General features: G+C 50.8%; 12 protein-coding genes. 6 read left to right on the top strand and 6 right to left on the bottom strand.

What is annotated here, in order from left to right; genetic code table 11:
• Positions 1–19: 19 nt before the first annotated feature.
• Positions 20–2,587, top strand: a complete 2,568-nt coding sequence (locus IPN95_21070) for a T9SS type A sorting domain-containing protein (GenBank protein MBK9451861.1) — start codon at positions 20–22, stop codon at positions 2,585–2,587.
• 157 nt (positions 2,588–2,744) lie between these two features.
• Here IPN95_21070 and IPN95_21065 read toward each other — a convergent pair whose 3' ends face one another.
• From IPN95_21065 to IPN95_21055, 3 genes are all read right to left on the bottom strand, one after another.
• Positions 2,745–4,862, bottom strand: coding sequence for a hypothetical protein (locus IPN95_21065; GenBank protein MBK9451860.1), 2,118 nt, complete (start codon positions 4,860–4,862; stop codon positions 2,745–2,747).
• 121 nt (positions 4,863–4,983) lie between these two features.
• Positions 4,984–5,607, bottom strand: coding sequence for a GNAT family N-acetyltransferase (locus IPN95_21060; protein MBK9451859.1), 624 nt, complete (start codon positions 5,605–5,607; stop codon positions 4,984–4,986).
• A gap of 118 nt (positions 5,608–5,725) precedes the next feature.
• Positions 5,726–6,307, bottom strand: coding sequence for an OmpA family protein (locus IPN95_21055; GenBank protein MBK9451858.1), 582 nt, complete (start codon positions 6,305–6,307; stop codon positions 5,726–5,728).
• A 262-nt stretch (positions 6,308–6,569) separates the two neighbouring features.
• On the opposite strand from IPN95_21055, the gene IPN95_21050 reads away from it, so the two are divergent.
• From IPN95_21050 to IPN95_21040, 3 genes are all read left to right on the top strand, one after another.
• Positions 6,570–6,758: a hypothetical protein gene (locus tag IPN95_21050; protein ID MBK9451857.1), complete on the top strand. Its 189-nt coding sequence runs from the start codon at positions 6,570–6,572 to the stop codon at positions 6,756–6,758.
• 1,004 nt (positions 6,759–7,762) lie between these two features.
• Positions 7,763–8,164, top strand: a complete 402-nt coding sequence (locus tag IPN95_21045) for a VOC family protein (protein ID MBK9451856.1) — start codon at positions 7,763–7,765, stop codon at positions 8,162–8,164.
• 40 nt (positions 8,165–8,204) lie between these two features.
• Positions 8,205–9,653 (top strand): hypothetical protein, encoded by a 1,449-nt coding sequence (locus IPN95_21040; GenBank protein MBK9451855.1) that lies wholly within the window; start codon positions 8,205–8,207, stop codon positions 9,651–9,653.
• Between the two features lie 15 nt (positions 9,654–9,668).
• Here IPN95_21040 and IPN95_21035 read toward each other — a convergent pair whose 3' ends face one another.
• From IPN95_21035 to paaN, 3 genes are all read right to left on the bottom strand, one after another.
• Positions 9,669–10,544, bottom strand: a complete 876-nt coding sequence (locus IPN95_21035) for an SIR2 family protein (GenBank protein ID MBK9451854.1) — start codon at positions 10,542–10,544, stop codon at positions 9,669–9,671.
• A 104-nt stretch (positions 10,545–10,648) separates the two neighbouring features.
• Positions 10,649–10,957, bottom strand: coding sequence for a hypothetical protein (locus IPN95_21030; GenBank protein MBK9451853.1), 309 nt, complete (start codon positions 10,955–10,957; stop codon positions 10,649–10,651).
• Positions 10,958–11,330: 373 nt separating this feature from the next.
• Positions 11,331–13,043 (bottom strand): phenylacetic acid degradation protein PaaN, encoded by a 1,713-nt coding sequence (gene paaN, locus IPN95_21025; GenBank protein ID MBK9451852.1) that lies wholly within the window; start codon positions 13,041–13,043, stop codon positions 11,331–11,333.
• Positions 13,044–13,264: 221 nt separating this feature from the next.
• On the opposite strand from paaN, the gene IPN95_21020 reads away from it, so the two are divergent.
• Both IPN95_21020 and IPN95_21015 read left to right on the top strand, forming a co-directional pair.
• Positions 13,265–16,624 (top strand): PKD domain-containing protein, encoded by a 3,360-nt coding sequence (locus IPN95_21020; protein MBK9451851.1) that lies wholly within the window; start codon positions 13,265–13,267, stop codon positions 16,622–16,624.
• A gap of 153 nt (positions 16,625–16,777) precedes the next feature.
• The gene (locus IPN95_21015) at positions 16,778–20,116 is read left to right on the top strand and encodes a T9SS type A sorting domain-containing protein (protein MBK9451850.1); all 3,339 of its coding nucleotides are present in this window, start codon (positions 16,778–16,780) and stop codon (positions 20,114–20,116) included.
• The last annotated feature ends 47 nt before the right edge of the window (positions 20,117–20,163 follow it).

Genomic DNA, 20,163 nt, shown 5'->3' with positions numbered 1-20,163 from the left:
CAAGTTAATATTCGAAGTTATGAAAGTCTTTAAAATCAGGCTCTTGCTGATGCTATCAGGGTGCTTTTTGTTTCTGAACAGTGGATTTTCGCAATGTATTCCTTTTACTTATTCCCGGTTGGACGGCAATAAGGTGGATGCCACCGTTCATAACTCGGCAGACATGTTTTGGGATTTGGTCAATCGACCTGCCTACGAAGTGCCAAAGGGGAGTGGCCTAAATGTCTCTTTTGGAAGTGCCCTTTGGGTTGGGGGGCTTGACCCACAGGGAAGTTTGCACGTAGCTGCTGCAACCTACAGGCAAACCGGTAACGACTTTTATGCAGGACCCTACCGTGCAAACGCTCAGTATCAATGTGGACTTGGTCTGCAAACACCCATTGAATGTTTTGAAGATGGTGCGATTTGGCTCTCAAGTGGCAAAATAATGCATCTTTTCCCGCAGGGATTTCAAGTCTATGATCCGCAAACCCAAACTGCGTTGGTGCGTTACCTCCCCGTTACTTATACGAGCTTCAAGGGGTTGGAACTTTCGAGCGGCAAAGTTTTGCTGCTGATGTGGCCCAACAACACACAAACCCCATCTGAGGTGATGGTCATCGATCCCAACAACAACTTTGCTGTGCCCACTGCCGATACCTTGCAATATTTCCAGCGCGAAGCAGGTTGGGTAGAGTTGCCAACAGGTAAAGTCTTGATCATCGGACCATTGGGGGTAGAGGAATATGATCCTACCACCCATTCGACGACGCCCAAAGCTGCACGTGCCTTTCCCAGCATGCGTGTGGAGGCCGAAATGCTTCCGAATGGAAAAGTGCTTGTCACATCGGGAAGCAACGCTAACTTGGAAATCTATGATCCGCTGACTAATACTTGGCAGCAAGGTCCAACGATGGCCATGCAAAGAGCCAATTACCCAAGATTGACGACTTTGCCATTGGGAGCGGTGATGATTTCAGGTGGAAATGCCAACGTTGACTATGTGGAACTCTATGATTGGCAGAACAATACCGTATCAACCGGCGCAACGCTTCCTTATCCTTTAGGCAGGCATGATGTACATTTTGTGGGAACAGACGATGTCCTGTTTGTGTACAAATCGGTTTCAGGTACCACCGCGCATCCGATCAAACTCAACCTGATTTCAGGCGTGACGACCTTGCTTCCCTACAATTATTGTAGTCCTCCGTCGATATCGCAGGGTGGTCAAATCTTGCTTCAAAATGGAATGGGCACAGAATATTTGTTTCTGGACGTGATTACCGAGCGATTTGTCAATCAGCGTTGGCAACATGTTTGGAAGGTCTCCCGTGCCCAAGTGCAGCAGTTTCAGGCCGACTTCGGTACAGGCACCGTGAACTTCTTGAACTATCCCGACATTGGATCATGGCCCGGCAATGGCAATGTCTGGGCAGGGGAGGACGCGCAATTGGCACCTTATATTGATGTGGACAATGATGGAATTTATGATCCGTTGCATGACGGGGACTATCCCTGCTTTCCTGGTGATCAGGCGCTTTGGTGGGTGTACAACGACGATGGCGCCCATACCGAGTCGCAAAGCAGTTCATTTCCGATTCAGGTGGAAGTGATGGCCTATGCCTATGATTGCAATGCCACCATTTGTCCCGATACTGCCTTGGACTACACGACATTCTACCATTATGAAATCACCAACAAGTCGTCGCAATTGTACCACGATTTCTATCTCGGAATGTGGCGCGACATCGATATCGGCAACTATGCCGACGACTATGTCGGCTGTGACACGACGCTGAATATCGCTTTTGGCTACAATGGCGATGCCAATGATGAAACAAGTGCAGGTTATGGGCTTTATCCTCCTGCATTCGGGTCATTGTTGCTGCCCAATGGCGAAGTCGATCAAATGTCCGGAGCCATGTATTACGAAAACGACTTTTCGATTCGTGGGAATCCAGAAACAGCGCAGCACTTTTACGGATACATGCAAAGCATCTGGAAAGACGGCTCTCCCTTGCTCTACCAAGGAAATGGTGCGCCAACCCGTTTTGTGTATCCCGGCGATCCAGGTTGGTGTGCCCAAGGTGGAGGCAATGGTGGATGGAGTGAGGTCAGCAGTAACAATCAACCATTTGACAGGAGGTTCCTCCAATCTTTTGGCCCAATGACCGTACAAGGTGGTGAATCGATCAACTTGGACATGGCATTGATCTATGCGCGTGGCAATTACAACGACAATTTGGGAAGTGTCTGCGAATTGCTGGACGACGCGACACAGGTCAAAAACTGGTGGCAGAACGCTGGCAACCAAACGTGTTTCAACCTTACGCTCGCGGCACCTGACTCAAAGCCTTTGACAACATTTTCTGTCAAAGTCGTTCCCAATCCCAATTCGGGGTCATTTTGGATTGAATTTCAGGGACCTTCCAAGGAGGATTTGACGCTGGATTTTGTGAATATGCATGGCCAATCCGTGTATCAAGGCACCATTCAGCGCGGTCAAACCCGGTATTTTATTGAAACATCCGATCTTGCAAACGGCATTTACATGCTTCAAATGCAAGGCAAATCGACCCATTCCACGGTGAAGGTGGTCTTGCAATAGGTCCGGGGTACATGAAATCATTCGCCGGGAGGTCTTTATTGGATTTTCCGGCGAATGCATTTTTTGACAACCCGAAATGCCCTGATGAATGAATGCTCGAGCGAATGCAAGCCTACCATGAAAGGTGTCTACCGCCGGCTACGTGGTGATTGCACAATTAAAACGGATCCTTGCGCAGCACTGTGATCGCAGGGTCATACAAGCCGACCTTGCCGTAGCTGTTTTCAAATTGCAGGATGATGTAGCGGAGCCCGGGCTTTGGATTGGCCGGCGCATCGGGACGAAGCAAGGGAATCGTCAAGGGCATGATGCGGTTGGTGCCCGGGCCGGCAAAGCTGTCAACGACGTAGGTATGTTGCCAGATCGTTGTATCGCCGGCCAAAACATCCTTCACATGCACCCGGTAGGGGTATTCGTGGCGAATCAGTCCCATGGTCAGCTTGCTTTCGCGCTTGTTGAAATCACTCCGAACGAAAGTGTAGGCATTGGCTTTGGTATGCAGAAATTTCTGCGGTTCATCATAGACTTCGATTTGGTCGGCCAATATTTCCGACAATTGTAAATAGTAGGTGCCCTCACTTTCTTCCTCTGTCGCCGTCCGACGGAAGATCCGCCAGGCGGGGTATCCATACAAGGCAATATCAAAAAAGGACGTGTCCAGCACGTAGGGATAGCTGTTGAGTTTGTCTACCTCCCAGGAGAAACCGTGCATGACCACCCAATCAGGCCGGTATTTTTCCCAAAGCGCCTTGTTGCGCTGTTTCATCGTGGTGTCAACACGGAAATTAAGTCCGGTTTCGTCGACGACGTAGCCTTTTACTTTGCGGGAAATCAGGCCATGGCCTGATTGAAGGCTTTGATTTTCAGTCACGTGTGCGGCAAGGTAGTCGCCGATGCGCAAGCGTTCGCCTTCGACCACGTCTTCATAGTTACGGGTATAGGCGATGTCCCCAACCATGAAGGTCGAGGTAAACAACAAAAGGCATCCAACAACGCCTCCAACACCAAGCAGGCGGCCATTCCCTTTGAGAGAACCAAATAGCCATTGTAACCCGACTGCCAATTGGAGCAACATCAATCCCTCGGGCAAAACGTAGTACCAAACCATACGTTCGCCAGGGTTGTAGAAGTAATAGAGCAGGAGGGTTGCTACGAATGCGAATCCCAAAAACAGTCCGCGACCACCTTGCCGCTTTGCTGCGACCCATCCGAGTTGGGCCAGAAATAGCCCGAGGCTCAGCACCAAAAATGGCGAACGATAGCCGTTTGCGACAAAGGCTTCCATAAAGGGAAACCAACTTCCCTTGGCGTGGTTGTGGATATAGATTTTCGCAAAAGCCGACTGCGGCAGCGGACTTCCAAAGACAATCCACGCAAAAACAATCCAGACCAGCACGGGAACCAATCCGAACTTCAAAGCATCGTGGTAGCGCTTTTTGTGCCAGTCAAAGGCGCGCAAGTCCGCCCAGTTTTCGATGGTCCAGAAGATTCCGACCACGAGCACCAGCGGAACGGCATCCAGTTTGGAGATTACTGAAATTGCCAGAAACAGCCACATCAACCGTTCTTTTTTGTCAAGGAAAAAGAGCAAGGCTGTCAAGATCAGGGAGAAGTGAATCGGCGCTTCCATGCCTGCGTTGTAGATGACCGCCATCGAGCGGCTACAGGTCATGAGCAGGAACCAAAACACCACCATCATTCCCGCCGAAGAAACGAGCTTCCGCAGAATCCGGAAATAAAGAAAGGCGGTAAAAAAGGTGCCGATGTAGGCGAGATAATTGACGGCTCCCTCCGAATTGAAAATTCCCGACCAAGTCAAAAATCCACCAAGGAGCCCGTAGATGAAGCTTGACAAGCCAAATACGGGCCCGTCATCGACATTGAAACAGAAAAAACACCCTTCGGCAAAATGGTCAAAATACCGCAGAATGAAGCCCGCATCGTCCACGTAGACCATGGGATCCACGTATTTGAGATAGAGGACAGCGCCAAAGCTCAAGGCCAATTCGATCGGTAAGGTGGCTTTCAGGCGAATGCGGTACGTGGGCTGCCATTCGGGGACGGCATTCAAAGCAGAATACAACGCAGCTACGAAAAAGGCGCCCGGCACATACCAACGCAGCACCGGATCATAGGCGAATCCTTCCCAGACCTTGTCCCAATGAATTTGCGCGAGGAAATGGAAAACAAGCCCAAGGCCAATGAGCCAAATTGGTTCCGCCTGAAGCCAACGCAGGCTTTTCGGAGATCGAACGGGGTTTTGGTCTTGCGCCATTTAAGTGGGCAAGATAGGAAGAAAATAGGTTTTGAAGCAGGGGCGAATCACCCGTGAAACTTTTCGAAACGAAGGCCATTCCCCGCGTCAAAAGCTGCATTTTGGCTCCTTCGGTCTCCAATTACAACCGAACCTCCAAAGCCGCTCCATCCAACCCAAAGGCCCTCAGCTCCATGCCCTTGAATTCACTCGCATCGAACTCCTCCCGCAGCATGCTGAATCTGAAAATATCCCCGAAATGGCCGTCTGCAATCGGTACCATCTCTCGCAAACGTCCATCAAGTTTGTAACCCAATCGTACCGGGATGCGTTCGCTCGGAATGTTGTCGACTTGCATGTGGATGTTCACACGGTGTACGCCAGCGTATTCAAATGCAGCTTTGGTCAATGCGGCGGCTACATGTGTCGCAAGCCCTTGACCGGTAAATGATTGGTCGATCCAGTAGCCAATCTCATAGGCCCCAGCGCCCACACGCGGATGCAGGCCCGTACCCCCAATGTAGCGCCCGTCACGCGCGTCAAAAGTCCCCATCATGAAATCAATTCCCAAATCATATTGCCCGCGGGCTTTCCGAATCACATCGAGACAGAAAGCAACCGTATGCTGATCCTTAACGGCCCAAGGCAACCAAGGAATCAAATGTTCATGATTGCGCAAAATCGCTTCCGACATCGCCGCCGCATCCTGTGGCTCATAACACCGGATGATCACGCGCTGAGTTTCAAGACGGTAGAATTTCAACATGGGAATGGAGAATGGAAAATTGAGAATGGAGAATTGAGAATTGAGAATGCTCTCCACTCTCCACTCTCCACATCAAAGCAATGCCTATCAAGACTTTTCACTTTTCACTGATAACTTTTCACTTATCACTTCCCAGCATTTGCTCGATTTCGTCGAGTTTGGGGGCGATGATGATCTCGGTGCGGCGGTTTTTGCTGCGTCCCTCGGGAGTGTCATTGCTGACTTTCGGGAAAAATTCACCTTTGCCGGATGGGGTGACGCGGTTGGCGGCGAGGCCGTAATCTACCGTGAGAATGCGCACGACCGAAGTCGCACGGATCACGCTCAAGTCCCAATTGTCGGCGAAGCGTTCGGTTTTGATGGGCACATTGTCGGTATGACCCTCGATGATCAGGTCCATGTCGGGGTATTTGCTGAGAACCGTAGCGACTTTGGAAAGCGCTTCCTTGCCCAATTTTTCGACTGCTGCGCTGCCGGATTTGAAGAGCATCTTGTCGCTGATCGCGATGTAGACCTTGCCGTTTCTGACTTCGACCGGAGAGATCACCGTCTTGGTAGCCTGTGAGTGCATTTTTGAGTTTGTTGCGCAGGTCTTCCATCGCTTTGTCGCGGGCCGCGATACGGTCTTGCAGATCCTTGAGGGCTTTTTCGCGTTCCTCGAGTTGGGCACGCATCTCGGCATCGGCAGCGCTGCGCGCATCGAGTTGGGTTTGCAGCTCTTTCAATGCTTTTTCGCGCGTCTCGAGCTTGTCAAGCAATTCGGCGATTGATTTTTCGCGGGCGTCGAGTTCCTTGCTCTTTTTTTGCAGGGCAGCATCCAATTTTTCCTTTTCTGACATGGATGATTTGGAGATTTGATCGATTTCAGAAAGGAGGTCGGCGTTGCGTTTGGTGAGGTTGGCATTTTCTTGTTTCAGCGTTTTGGCCTCCTCTTCGCAGCCTTTGCTTTTTAAGGCCAAGTCTTGCAACTCCTTGTCGAGCGTGGCGACGCGGGATTCGAGTTCGGCAATCTTGCGGTTGGCGATGTCGAGGTCACCGTCGAGGCGTTTTGCGCGTTCTTCGGCGGCGCGTTTGGCGGAGATTTCTGCGGAGAGTTTTTTCTTGGGTACGCAGGCCGTCGTTGCGATCGCCAAGGCGAGAAAGAGCATTAAAAATGTATTCCAACGAATCCCATTCGAAGGCAAGGCAGTGGTCAATGATGTAATTTTCATGTCTTTTGTGGGTAGGGGTTGTACCGAAAAACGAAGACCCAATTGGGGCGAAATTTCAAAAATCGTCCAATTTATTGATTGGGAGGGATAAAATTGCGCACAGCTGTCGCTTTTGTTGTACGTTTTGGAGGTCGTTGCATGCCAAAGGGCACAAAAGAAAAACGCTCCCGTCAGCAATATGCCTGTGGGAGCGCTTCAGCTTGAAATCCTAGCGGATTCTACGCTGTCAAAAGAACGAATCACTTAATTCTAAACTATCACTAAAAGTTGAACAGAAAGAACGTCACTTTAATTCACTTTAAAACTTTTGGCATTCATAAGACCAACTCTGTCTCTGCCGATTCACTGATTCAAAGATGCAGGGTTTTTGTAGGTCTGCAAAGCTATTTTTGGATCATTATTATAAAAATAATTCTTCAATCATATTCATTTTTGGATCAAATGAGGCGTTTGTGAGAAGGTAATGAGTGTTATTTTAATAAAATATTGAATTGTGTTCAAAAAATATTTTTCAGCAGGTAATTGTTTGGTTTTTGGTTGCTGGATGGGAAAGTTGTTGGCGAATCAAAATGGCCTGAAAAGAGAGCGCTCCCCTGATTTTGGAACCAGGGGAGCGCAAGAGATTCTTTTATGAGAGGAAAGCTAAAAGAACGCTTTACAAAAAAATCTAAAAACGGTTTTTCAAAAAGAACGTCACTTTAAATTCTCAGCTCGTTGCCGAGCCATTCACTGAGACAAAGATGGGGGGATTTCATGCGTTCGCAAACCAGTTTTTGATGCATTCTTATAAAAATAAATTGCAGATATGGTTTAAATTTAGCCGAAATGAATGCTTTTGGTGCACAAATGTGGATTATTTTAATAAAAAGGTGATTTGGCGTAATGAAAATAATTTTCCCTCGAAGAATGAGGCCCTGTTCGGTGAAAAGCGCTATCTTGACCCTATGAAACGAGTTACAGGCATTGGCGGCGTGTTTTTCAAATGCAAAGACGCGGCAGCAACAAAAGCATGGTACGAAAAACACCTCGGCATTCCCGCAGGTCAATACGGGCATACCTTTAGTTGGCAAGATGGACAGGCATCGGGGCAGTCTGGTTCCACCTCTTGGAGCACATTCCCGGAAAGCAGCAAATATTTCGGGCCGGGAGATCAGGCCTTCATGATCAATTACCGTGTACATGACCTTGTAGCCTTGCTTGCCGCACTCCGTGAAGAAGGTGTCGAAGTCGCCGTTGAGCTGCAAGAATACGATTACGGCAAGTTTGCTTCCATCGTCGATTGCGATGGCCGCCGCGTCGAATTGTGGGAGCCCATCGATAAGCCTTTGATTGATTTTCAGGGGTGAGAAAGGACTGTAGCATTCATTCATAACCTAATTCATGCAAATGAGCCAATTGGATAAGGATACGCATCCGCAAGATTCTCCGCGCGTTCTGGCAGCAAGCCTTGTGGGGACCTCCATTTTCCTGGAACGGTTCATCTACTATGCATGTCGTACGATTCTGGTGCTGTACGTTGTCAACGAGTTGGGCATTGACGATGCACGCGGTTCTTTTCGGCACAATCTTGTTTTGATGCTGATTCTCAGTGGGATTTCGGGGATTTTGGTCGATTTTCTCATCAGAACACGTTCGATCGTGGTCCAAGGAGCATTGTTGAATGCCATTGGACTCGGCTGCATTGCTTCAGGCTTCGACGTCGCCGTGATCGCTGGGGCGGCATTGACTTTAGTAGGCTCGAGCGCTGCAAAAATGGGGAATCTGACCCATTTTGGATTCATGCTTTCCACCCGGTCCAACCATATCGAAGGCGGATTTTCCATTGTTTGGGCGATCCTCAACGTGGCTGCCTTGCTTGGAAATCTATTGATGGGATTGTTCGTCATATCCGGCAGCTTCACGAATCAAACAGGCTTTTGGGTGCTTACCGCGCTGGCGAGTTTGCACGCAATTTTCATGCTGATCATCTCCGTCACCGGAATTTTGCCGGCAGCGCGGCCTAGGATGGCTTGGCAACCTCGACGGATTTTATCTGAGTTATTCGGTAGCTTCCTGCTGATCGCCTTGGCTTTGGGAATATTTGTGTTCCACTTCTGGATGATGCAGCCCAGCTTCTACTTTATGAGCGACTCGCTTGTGTACGCGATCTTGTTGATGACGGTAGTCTTGGGATTCATTCTTTTTGCAGTTTCACCGAGTCCATCCGCCTTGCGCCGCAACAGTTTGATGCTCCTCATCATGCTGCTGACGTGCGTCCTTTGGGCCACGATCCGCTTGTCAGGGGACCTTGCAATGGAGTATGTTGGCTACAATTATTCCATGCTTTCCATTCAATTTCAGGCGTTGCTCGTGTTGCTACTGAATCTTGGGATCGGACTCGCATTTGTGCTGCGGAAAAGCCCTGCTACCAAAGGATTCAGCGGCGCGGGACTGCGCTTGTTGATTGGGGTTGGATTGAGCACCTTGGGTATCTGCATTTACCTTGTCTTTCCTTATGTCGGTACGATCGCCATGATCGCGGCGGTTTTGTTGGGCGCAGTAGGAGAGTCGCTGTACAATTATCTGACCTTCGCCACGGTTTGGCGTTTGACGCCTGCCAATCGGAAGGGAACCGCGATGGGAATGCTCATGGCAAGCAGCGGTTTGGGTTATTGGATCGCAGACCAATTCACCTTTCAGAACATCGATATCGGTGGCAAGCCTGACGGTGGCATTTGGGTACCCGGGATGGTGATGTTGGCTGCTTTGTCAATGGTTCTTGTCGCAGCGGTTTGGGTTGTGCTTCGAAATCAGCAAGAAGATGCTCCGATTTCCCAAAATGCGCCTTTCGACTGATTCCCGAAGGAATCCTCAAGCCCGGTCAATCATGTCCAAGGCATGCTTGTACATGTCTTTCCAATTGTGGTCGACGACCGGCAAGGCGATACAACTGACGCCGCAGGCGCAGAGCAGGTCGATACGGGGTTTCATCGCTGCAGCGTCGCTTGCGGCATAGATATAGGTCACCTTGTTTTGGAACGGTTTGTTGGGAGCCTTGAACAACCGCGCCCGGAGATTGAGCAACAACCACAGGTGGATTTCGACGAAGTCCATGGTCAATCCTAGGATATAAACGTCACTCATGAAAAAGTGGTCGATCCAGGTCCGGATTTCGGTGTCACCTTCTTTGAGACGTTTGGTAAGGGGTTCGAAGTAGAGGTTCTGGTATTTTAACCCGTTGGTCACGTAGTTGCGAATCGTTTGAAGGTAACCTGCGTATTGGTGGTACCCCAAAAGGATCGTCCCCGGGGCGTAACATTCCCCGTGAATGTGCCAGATGGTTTTGGTCCCCGCCTTCCGCCGCCTCAAAATCGAATATTTGCTGCCCTTCACCGGCTTGATCGGCTTGGCGCCTTGCACCCCTCCAAACGTCACCGACTCCAGATTGTAGTCGTAGTTCGTCGTGAGAATCTCATCCACGTTCAGCTTCATGACTCTGCGGTGCAGGTCGTTGCTCTTTACATTCCGAATCAATTCGGCGATTTTTTCCTTGATCTCCGCCTCCGGATGGTGCTGATAAGATGTCAGGCGCAGGTAAATCTCCTCGTACAACAACGGAAAAGGCTTGTTGTCGAGCGTGATCGCATTTTCCATCTTGGCATACGCCAACAAGTCGTCCATCAAGTTATTCCACGAATAATTGTTGTCGATCCTGTTAATTCCGTTGCCGAGCAGCAGTACTTTCACATTAATGGAGAATTGAGAAACGAAGTTCAGCGCAGCTAATTGCCAAGGAATCAGCGAAGCTAATGGAAAATGGAGAATCCGATTTGTCTACGCATCAAAAATGTTCACTTGGGTTTCTCCGCATTTTCAGCCAACGCCCTATACGTGGCAATAAAATCCGCCTGACGGAAGATCTTGCTCTCCACCTTGTAGTCACTGGTGACATAAAGCGCTTGGCTTTCAGGTAATTCCTCCTCTAGGCCCAAGGTCCAGTTCTTTTCGATATAGTAGATGCTGTCTGGGTACACCCGCAAGTCTCCGAGGAATTTGGTCGAATCAATCATGACCCAGTCCTCGTTGAGCAGGGATTTGCGGTCGGTTTGCACGCCGTACAATTGGCGCCATACCACATAGCTACCACCTGCATGCAACACTCCGCCCTCCTTGACATCAAATTCAGATTCGAAGCCCGCCCCGCTTTTGTACGTGTGACCGCTACTTTGTGAGCACCTTCCCCCAATGAAATCTTCTTCATTTCCCCGGGTTGGAGGCTGTATTCATCCGTACCGTCGATGATAAAAGTGGCCCCTTCATCGTTGTTGGGGTTGTCGAGCATCACGTTGCCACCGCCACAACTGCTTAGAAACATCACGCCCAGGCAGGTGAATGCGAAGAATAGTCCTTTTGATTTCGTCATCTTCTTAATAGAGGATTTCATTGTTTTATTTTGCCACGAAGGCACGAAGGCACAAAGGTCATGGATTCTCTTTGCGTCTTTGTGCCTTCGTGGCTAAAAATCAATACGTATCAAGCATGGGTACGGATGCCCACAATCTCGAATCGTTTTGTAACGTATTCGGGATCCGTCAAAGATGCGTTGCCAGCCGGATTTCCGCCAGAAACGTGGAAGTCGCTGAAACCGGCGCTTTGATTGGACCAAATCGGCCCGACAAAGTTGAAGCTGATCGATGTGAAGCTCGAAGCCATTTCGTCGACCATATAGGCGCGGGCGGCTTCGTCGGTGCACCAGCTGCTGAAAGTGATGGCACCTTCCATGATCGCCAGCGAACGTGCAATGGCGACACCTTCTTTGTAATCCACCACGGGAACCACAAACACGATGGGGCCAAACATTTCTTTTTCCAAGGCTGCGCGGTCGGTCGAGGGAACCTCAAACACGGCAGGGGAGAGGACGCGCGCTTTCGGGAATTCAGGATTGGCAATCGCCTGTGAAGCAAGTAGTTGCTTGAATCCAAGTCCTGCGGCGGTATTCACACGTTCGGCCGTCGCTGGATTTTGGATCGCGCCCAAGGTTCCGGGGCCCATTTTTTCATGTGTCACCAATTTGTGAATCGCTGTCGTCAAAGCTGCAACAGTATCGTCATAGCTGAGCTTGCCTTCGGGCGTATCGATTCCGTCTTTGGGGATGAAAATGTTCTGCGCGCAGGTACACATCTGACCACTGTAAAGTGAGAGCGAGAAGGCGATGTTTTGCATCATGGACCGCACATCGTTGGTGCTATGCAGCACGATGCTGTTGATGCCGGCCTTCTCGGTGAAGGTACGCTTGCCTTTCAAGCCTTCGAGGTAATCGCCGAAGCTGCTGCCACCTGTGTAGTCGATCAGTTTGATCGCCGGGTTTTCAGCCAACAATTTGGCGATCGGAGCCTCGGTGGTATCTGGTGCGAGTTGAACGATATTGGGATCGAATCCATTGTCCTTGAGCACACTCTGGATTTCGGAGACGACCAAAGCGAGCGGATAAATGGCTTTCGGATGCGGCTTGACAATCACCGGATTGCCAGTGACCAAGCTCGCATAAACCCCGGGAACGGTATTCCAAACAGGAAAAGTCGAGCATCCGATGGCAAGACCAATACCGATCGGTTGGCAGCGGAATTGCTTTTGCAGCTTGACAAACATCGGATTGCCATCCTTGTCCTTGCCCATGGGCTTGACCCATTCGACATTGGCGGGGAAGCGGGTTTGCTCGTGGAGTCCTAGGGCGATGGCTTCCAAGGCGCGGTCATTGCTGTGCGGGCCACTTGCCTGGAAAGACATCATGTAGGCTTGGCCAGTGGTATGCATGGTCGCGAAAGTCAGCTCAAAGAACCTTTTGCTGATGCGGTAAAGCGATTCGACCAGAATGCCGGCGCGTGTTTGGACATCGACTTTGCCCCATGCAACGGCAAGGGAACGTGCGACGGCGACATATTCTTCGGGATTTTTGTAGGCAGGATAGCTGATGCCGAGTTTTTCGAGTGTATAGGGCGATTCTTCGCCTGCGGCGAGGGTGGTGTCGCTGCCTTGCAGCAGGCTGGCATAAGGCTTGCCGACTTGGGCGTTGTAAGCTGCGAGGCCGTCTTCATGGCCGGTTTCGCCATAGACGCTTTTGCTCGGAGCCTCAAGAAAGGCAGCATAGAAACTGCGTTCGTGGATGGCTGCGATGGCCTTGCGAAGAACCCCCTCATGCTTCTGATAAAGGGAATGGGTGGTCGTAGAAGCTGTATTATCACTCATAATTCAGTGTTTTTTAGTGCAGAGGCCCAAATCTAAAGATAAAATTGGAGAATGTTCCATTTGCCGCACCACCGACCGAACACGAAATCCAAAGACAGATTTTTTGTGATTTTGTAAGGGATTTCATTTGGAGAAAATGTGCAGAGACATTATTTTTGTTGTGTGGGTAAGGAAATGGTGCATCGTTGGAAGTTTCGCATCCATTCTCCAAAAGTGGTTTTATGTCAAATCGAATTCCCTCTCTCCTCTGTTTGCTCTTGTTGGCCTGTTTTCCCTATTTTGTTGATGCTCAGTGTTATGGAAACGCGCAGGCTGAGTCTTGGACCTGTGGATCTTCGCCGCTGACAATGCAGGCTTTCACGACCTGCGGGAATTGTACGCACACATGGTCCCCCGCACCGCAGTCAGGCCAAGGGACTGCATTGGCGACTTACCAGTGGAGTCCAACCCCGGGATTTGGCGTAATGACCGGGCAGGTGTCCTCAAGCAGCTACAATCCCAATGTCCCCTGTAGCTACGGCGATATGTGGCAAGTTGGCGTTGCATCCCAACCCAACCTTCCGTTGCCAGCCTTGGTCAACGGACCTTGGAATGGCGACACCAGCAAAGTGTGGATTTACACACGGAACTACATGAATCCCAACGGGATCACCTTGGGACTTGTAGATTTCTACCCGTCTTGGACTGTCACGGGTGGTGTGAAACTGAGGTCGGTAAATCACCGCGGAAATGTTTACTACGACGATTCCGTATTTGTGAAGTGGGCCGGCCCTACCAATATGCATTTGAACGAGGCGCAGTTTGTGGGCTATTATCCGCATAACATGCTCACATCGTTTGCGTGCAACTGGGTGCCTCCAGCAAGTTCACCGGGCTATCCCAGCCTCGCGGTATTCAATCACCCGGTTTGCCAAGGGTCGCCAGCAACTTTTTTCACCTTTCCGTTTGCCAATTCGACCTATACTTGGTCGGTATCCAATGGCACCGTGGCGTCGGGGCAGGGTACCAACAGTGCGGGCATCATCTTGAATGGGCCTGCAACCGTCACCGTCGTGCGCGACAGTGCCGGGACAATCACAACGGCAAATTCGACAGTGACACCTTTTGTTCCCGTGGTGAATTTAGGTCCTGACCAGAATCTTTGTCAGGGCAGCAGTTTGACCCTCACCGCCAATTCCGGCTTCACCAGCTATCAGTGGTCGAATGGAGCGACGACCCAGAGCATCACGGTGTCGAATCCCGGGCAATACCGAGTGACCGCCACCATCAATGGCAATTGTTCTGCTACCGACACAATTAACCTTACCCCAATTCTCACCACAAGACCGAACCTAGGCCCCGATCAATATACTTGCACATTTCCCGTGACATTGGATGCAGGCCCTGGATATGTGTCTTATGCTTGGAGCAATGGCGCGACCACGCAAGTGATCAATCCGATGATTTCAGGGACCTATCGCGTGACCGTGACGGATGTGAATGGCTGCCTCACGAGTGATACCGCTCTCATTTACAACGTACAGCCATCCGTAAGTCTTCCTACAACGGCAAGCTATTGTGCACCAGGGCCTTATACAGTAAGTCCATCGTATTCCAATGTGACCAGCTATCTCTGGTCGACAGGCGCAACGACGCCGACGATTCAATTGACGGCCACGGGAACACAGAGCTTGTGGATTCGCGGTACCAATACCTATGGATGCATCGCAAGTGACACGATTGTCGTGACGGGTAATCCCCGGCCTACACCCAATATCGGTCCCGATCAGACCATTTGTCCCGGTACGAGTGTCACTTTGGATGCTGGGCCAGGTTTTTCCTCCTATATCTGGTCAGGCGGTCCGGCTTCACAAACCTATACGGTCTCTACGCCGGGTTCCTATCGCGTCACTGTCTACAACAGTTTTGGATGCAGCGCATCCGACACCATTTTGATCAGCAACTATCCATTCACTCCGGTCAATCTGGGGCCTGACATCAACGTTTGCCAGCCATCGGCAACCCTGAATGCCGGCGGTGGATATTCCAGCTATCTCTGGAGCAACGGTGCAACGACGCAATCGATCACCGTAACTTCAAGTGGAAATTATTCGGTAACTGTTTCGGGGGCTGGCGGATGCACATCCAATGATGCCATTGATGTGATCTTTTCCAACTTCAGTTTCAGCTTGGGCAATAATGTGACGGTCTGCGAACCGCAAACGGTCACCTTGAATCCCCAACTCATCGGAAACTTCACCTACAATTGGAGCACGGGAGCCTCGACCCCGGCGTTGACATTGACGGTGCCGGGTACCTACAACGTCACGCTTACTGTCGCCAATAATTTCGGATGTACGGCCGCTGACACGGTTTCGGTGACCATCTTGCCGACCTTGCCATCACTTCTCGGTGGGGATACGATCCTCTGTGCGGATACCAGCATCACGCTGAATGTCGGGTCCGGGTTTTCGAGCTACGCTTGGTCTACGGGGGCAAATACACAGAGCATCGTGGCGGCTTCGGGCGGCGTCTACAGCGTGACCGCAACAGCTCCCAATGGCTGCGTGCGCTTGGACACGGTCATGATATCCGGCTTGATTGATTGTGTGTTTCCCGGAGATGCCAATTATGACGGCGTTGCCGATCTGATGGATGTTTTGGCTTTGGGCACCGTGATCGGGTACTCAGGTCCTGCACGCGCAAATGCCAGTACACAATGGTATGGACAGCAGGCTTGGAACTGGAACGGGGCTTTCCCATTGCCGTTCATCTCGAATTTCAAGCAGGCTGATTCCGACGGAAACGGCTTGATTCAGGCCGGTGACACAATGGCTGTCCATCAGAATTACGGAAGCCAGCATACCAAAGTGGGGACCATTACAGGTGGAAACGAAGTTTTGCGGGTCATTCCATTGAATACCAATGTGGCAGCTGGCGATTTGGCCCGTTTTGCCGTGTATTATGAAGGCCCACAAGGCAGCAATGTCGATTCGATTCACGGTTTGGCTTTGAAACTGAGTTGGCCCTCTTTGGGACTGGCGAATGCGGGTTTGAAGTTTGTGGACTTTTCAAGTGCTTGGTTTGCCCCGGCCAATAACCGTATGACCTTCTTGCAGTCGGGAGCCAACTCGGTTGATTTGGCTTTGTCGAGGCTTTCTGGAACGGATACTTCGGGCCAAGGGATCATTATGATTTTGGGATTCCAGACCGATTCAAGCTTGGTCGGGAGCAATGTGACGTTTGCACCGACGGTGAATTTTGCCCAAGGAGTTTCCATGAGCCTGATTCCTAAGGGAATGCAGCCCAACGTTGTAGCAGCCACCGTGATTGGTGCCGTAGCTACTAATGCACCGGTGGCCACCGAGGTACGTGTTTGGCCAATTCCTGCCGACGATATTCTTCGAATTGCGGTTGATGGGCAGCTTCCACGGGTTCTGCGGCTGGTGAATATGCTCGGCCAAACGGTATTGGAAGTCTCGGCTAGCGGTGAGCGCGAATTCGCCTTGCAGGTGGCCGATTTGCCTGCCGGTGGATACAGTCTGCAAATCTTGACGGAAGACAATGTGTTGATTGCCAAAAGAATTGTACTTTCGCATTGATGTTGGAAATGGCGGGTGATCGGAATGCTGTAGCTTGGTGATCGCAGCAGATCCATAGATTTACCTTAGGATTTCGGATCCTTTTATGTTCCTCGTGTTTTGGTAAGTATTCGGTAAACAAATTCCAGGTTTTTCACTCAGATTTTGAATTCCATGCGAATCCGGATCGTTTTTTCATTGATTCTGCTCATCGCAACGGGCATTACAACGCGTGTTGTCGCACAATGCTACGGCAATCCGCAAGCAGAGGCGCAGACCTGTGCGTATACGCCGCTCACGTTGCATGCCTTTAATACTTGCGGAAATTGCACGCACAATTGGAGTGGCAATCCGATCGCTGGTCAAGGTACTGCAACGGCCACCTATTTATTTACGGGGCAGGGTGACGGACACTACTCCATCTACCCCTCGGTCAGCAGTTACAATCCCAATGCGAATTGCAGCTATTCCGATGTTTTTATGACCACCGTGGGGCAACAGCCAACTTTTCCCATCCCCAGTCTGCTAAACGGCCCTTGGGATGGCGATACGGGGAAAGTTTGGATCTATTATCGGCAGCGCGGCTCGATGTACGGTTGGCCGAATTATGTTTTTACGCCGACTTGGTCGGTGACCGGCGGTTCCATTCTTCGTTCCAATACTTGGACGCCCAATTCCAATTGGTATTACGATTCCGTGTATGTGAAGTGGTCCGGTGCAGGTCCGATGGCATTCATTGAGTCACGTAGTACCACTCACCAAGGAACGTGGGGCATGGGCTTCAACTGTACTTGGACGCCGTACCAATCGGCACCGGCCTATCCCTCCTTGGCGGTTTTTCATCCAGCCGTCTGCGCCGGTTCACCTACGAATTTCTATACCTTTCCATTTGCAAATTCTACCTACACTTGGACCGTCACCAACGGAACAATTCTCTCCGGGCAAGGCACCAACAGTGTACAAATCAACATGGCGTCCAATGGCAGTGTTTCGGTGCAACGTGACAGCGCAGGTACATTGACCAATGCCTCTACGAATGTGGTTCCGCTCATTCCCGTGATCAATTTGGGGCCTGACCAGCAGATTTGCCAAGGCAGCAGCACAACGCTTACTGCCAATCCTGGATTCGGAAATTATCTCTGGTCCACTGGGGCAACTACCCAAAGTATCGTTGTGACTTCGGCTGGCCAATACCGCGTCACCGCCTCTGCCAATGGCAACTGCGTTGCGAGGGATACGATCAACATCAGCTTGGTCCCGACCACGCGTCCCAATCTCGGGCCTGATATCAATACCTGTACTTTTCCCAATACACTCGATGCGGGTCCGGGCTACACATCTTATGTTTGGAATACCGGTGCCACGACACAAATCATCAATCCCGCGACGGCAGGCCAATTTCGAGTTACGGTCACAGACGGAAATGGCTGTCAGACAAGTGATACCCTTACCATCTACAATGTGCAACCGTATGTGAGTTTGCCTAGCACGGCAAGCTATTGTTTCCCAGGACCATATACGATCAATCCATCTACCTCAAGTGTGACCAACTACCTGTGGTCGACTGGTGCGACCACACCAACAATTCAAGTATCTGGTCTTGGAGTCCAAACAATTTGGGTACAAGGCAGCAACACCTATGGCTGCAGTGCAAGAGATACAATTGTGGTGACAGGAAATCCGCTTCCAGTTCCAAACCTTGGTCCCAACCAAACGGTTTGCCCGGGTACGCCCGTCACATTAGATCCCGGGCCGGGTTTCGCCTCCTATGTATGGATCAACGGTCCGTCGTCGCCAACCTACACGGTTACTTCACCTGGAACCTATATCGTGTATGTTTACAATAGCTTTAATTGTTATGCAACAGATACCGTGGTGATCGCGAATTATCCTTTTACCCCAGTCAACCTTGGACCTGACGTCAATGTCTGTCAGGGTTCGGCCATGCTCAATGCTGGAGGCGGATACAGCAGTTATTTGTGGAGTACTGGAGCAACTACGCCGTCGATCACTGTCACATCACAAGGCACCTATTCCGTCACGGTTACAGGCGCAGGCGGATGCGTGGCAACGGACGACATCAACGTATCTTTCTCCAATTTCACTTTCAGCCTAGGCCCCAATGTGACCGTCTGCGAACCCCAAACAGTGACCTTGAATCCTCAATTGGCGGGCATTTTCAATTACAATTGGAGTACCGGCCCAACTACACCCACCTTGACGCTGAGTACCCCGGGAACCTATAATGTGACGCTGACCGCTTCCAATACATTTGGTTGCATCGCAAGCGATACGGTCACCGTCACGATTTTGCCTACATTGCCTTCGTGGCTTGGAAGTGATACCGTAATGTGCGCAGATACGAATATGACGTTGAATGCCGGCCCCGGATTCTCAAGTTATGCCTGGTCCACCGGAGCGACAAGTCAAACGATTGTGGCACCGACCGGAGGGGTTTACCGCGTGACTGCGACGGCCCCTAACGGATGCGTTCGTTTGGATACGGTGATGATTTCCGGACTGATCGATTGTGTTTTCCCAGGAGATGTGAACTACGACGGTGTGGCCGATTTGATGGACGTACTGGCATTGGGGACTGCGATTGGGGTCAGTGGCAGTACACGCGCCAATGCGAGCACACAATGGTATGGTCAGCGGGCATGGAATTGGTTGGGAAGCTTGGGCACAGGTTCAAATTACAAACAAGGGGATACCGATGGCGATGGCGATATTCTGATGGATGACACGCTGGCCATTCAACTCAACTTTGGAAGCACGCATACCAAAACCGGGACGATCACGGGCGGCGATGGGCGGTTGCGCATCACGCCGTTGAACAATCCTGTCGCGGCGGGAGATATCGCCCGTTTTGGGGTCTACTACGAAAGCCTTTCGGCCGGCGCCGTTGATTCTGTGCACGGATTGGCGATGAAGATCAGCTGGAATTCGCCGGGGATTACAGGATTGAAGTATGTAGACTATTCCAATGCTTGGTTTGCACCGGGGAATGACCAAATGACCTTCGGGAAATTCAGCGCGAATGCTGCGGAAATCGCGCTCTCAAGGAAAAGTCCGACCGACACCAGTGGAAATGGCATGGTAATGATCCTGGGTTTCGCGACTGACTCGAGCCTAACGGGATCCAACGTCACCTTTTATCCAACGGTCAACATGGTTCAGGGAGTTGGCATGAGCCTTTTCCCGCATCCTGCGTCACCCTTGGTCAATTCGACGACGGTCGTTGGAGCTGTGTCAATCGGCCCGCAAGTTCTTGCGCATGTGCGGATTTGGCCGATTCCAGCCGATCAAATCATCAACGTCGCTGTCGAAGGCCAAATGCCCCGCAACGTGCGCCTGGTCAACATGTTGGGCCAAGTCGTCATCGATATGCCCAACGCAGCCGGCGATCGGGAGTTTGTCCTCAATACCTCCCATTTGCCAGCAGGCGGTTACAGCTTGCAGGTGACCACGGAGGATGGGCTGATCACGAAGAATGTGGTGGTGGGGCATTGATTTATGGCATTGTTTTCGAAGTGGAGGAAAAACGCATCTGGAAGGCA

The sequence above is a fragment of the Bacteroidota bacterium genome, assembly GCA_016718825.1.
Taxonomy (GTDB): Bacteria; Bacteroidota; Bacteroidia; order J057; family JADKCL01; genus JADKCL01.
This window is presented reverse-complemented; position numbering and strand designations above follow the sequence as displayed.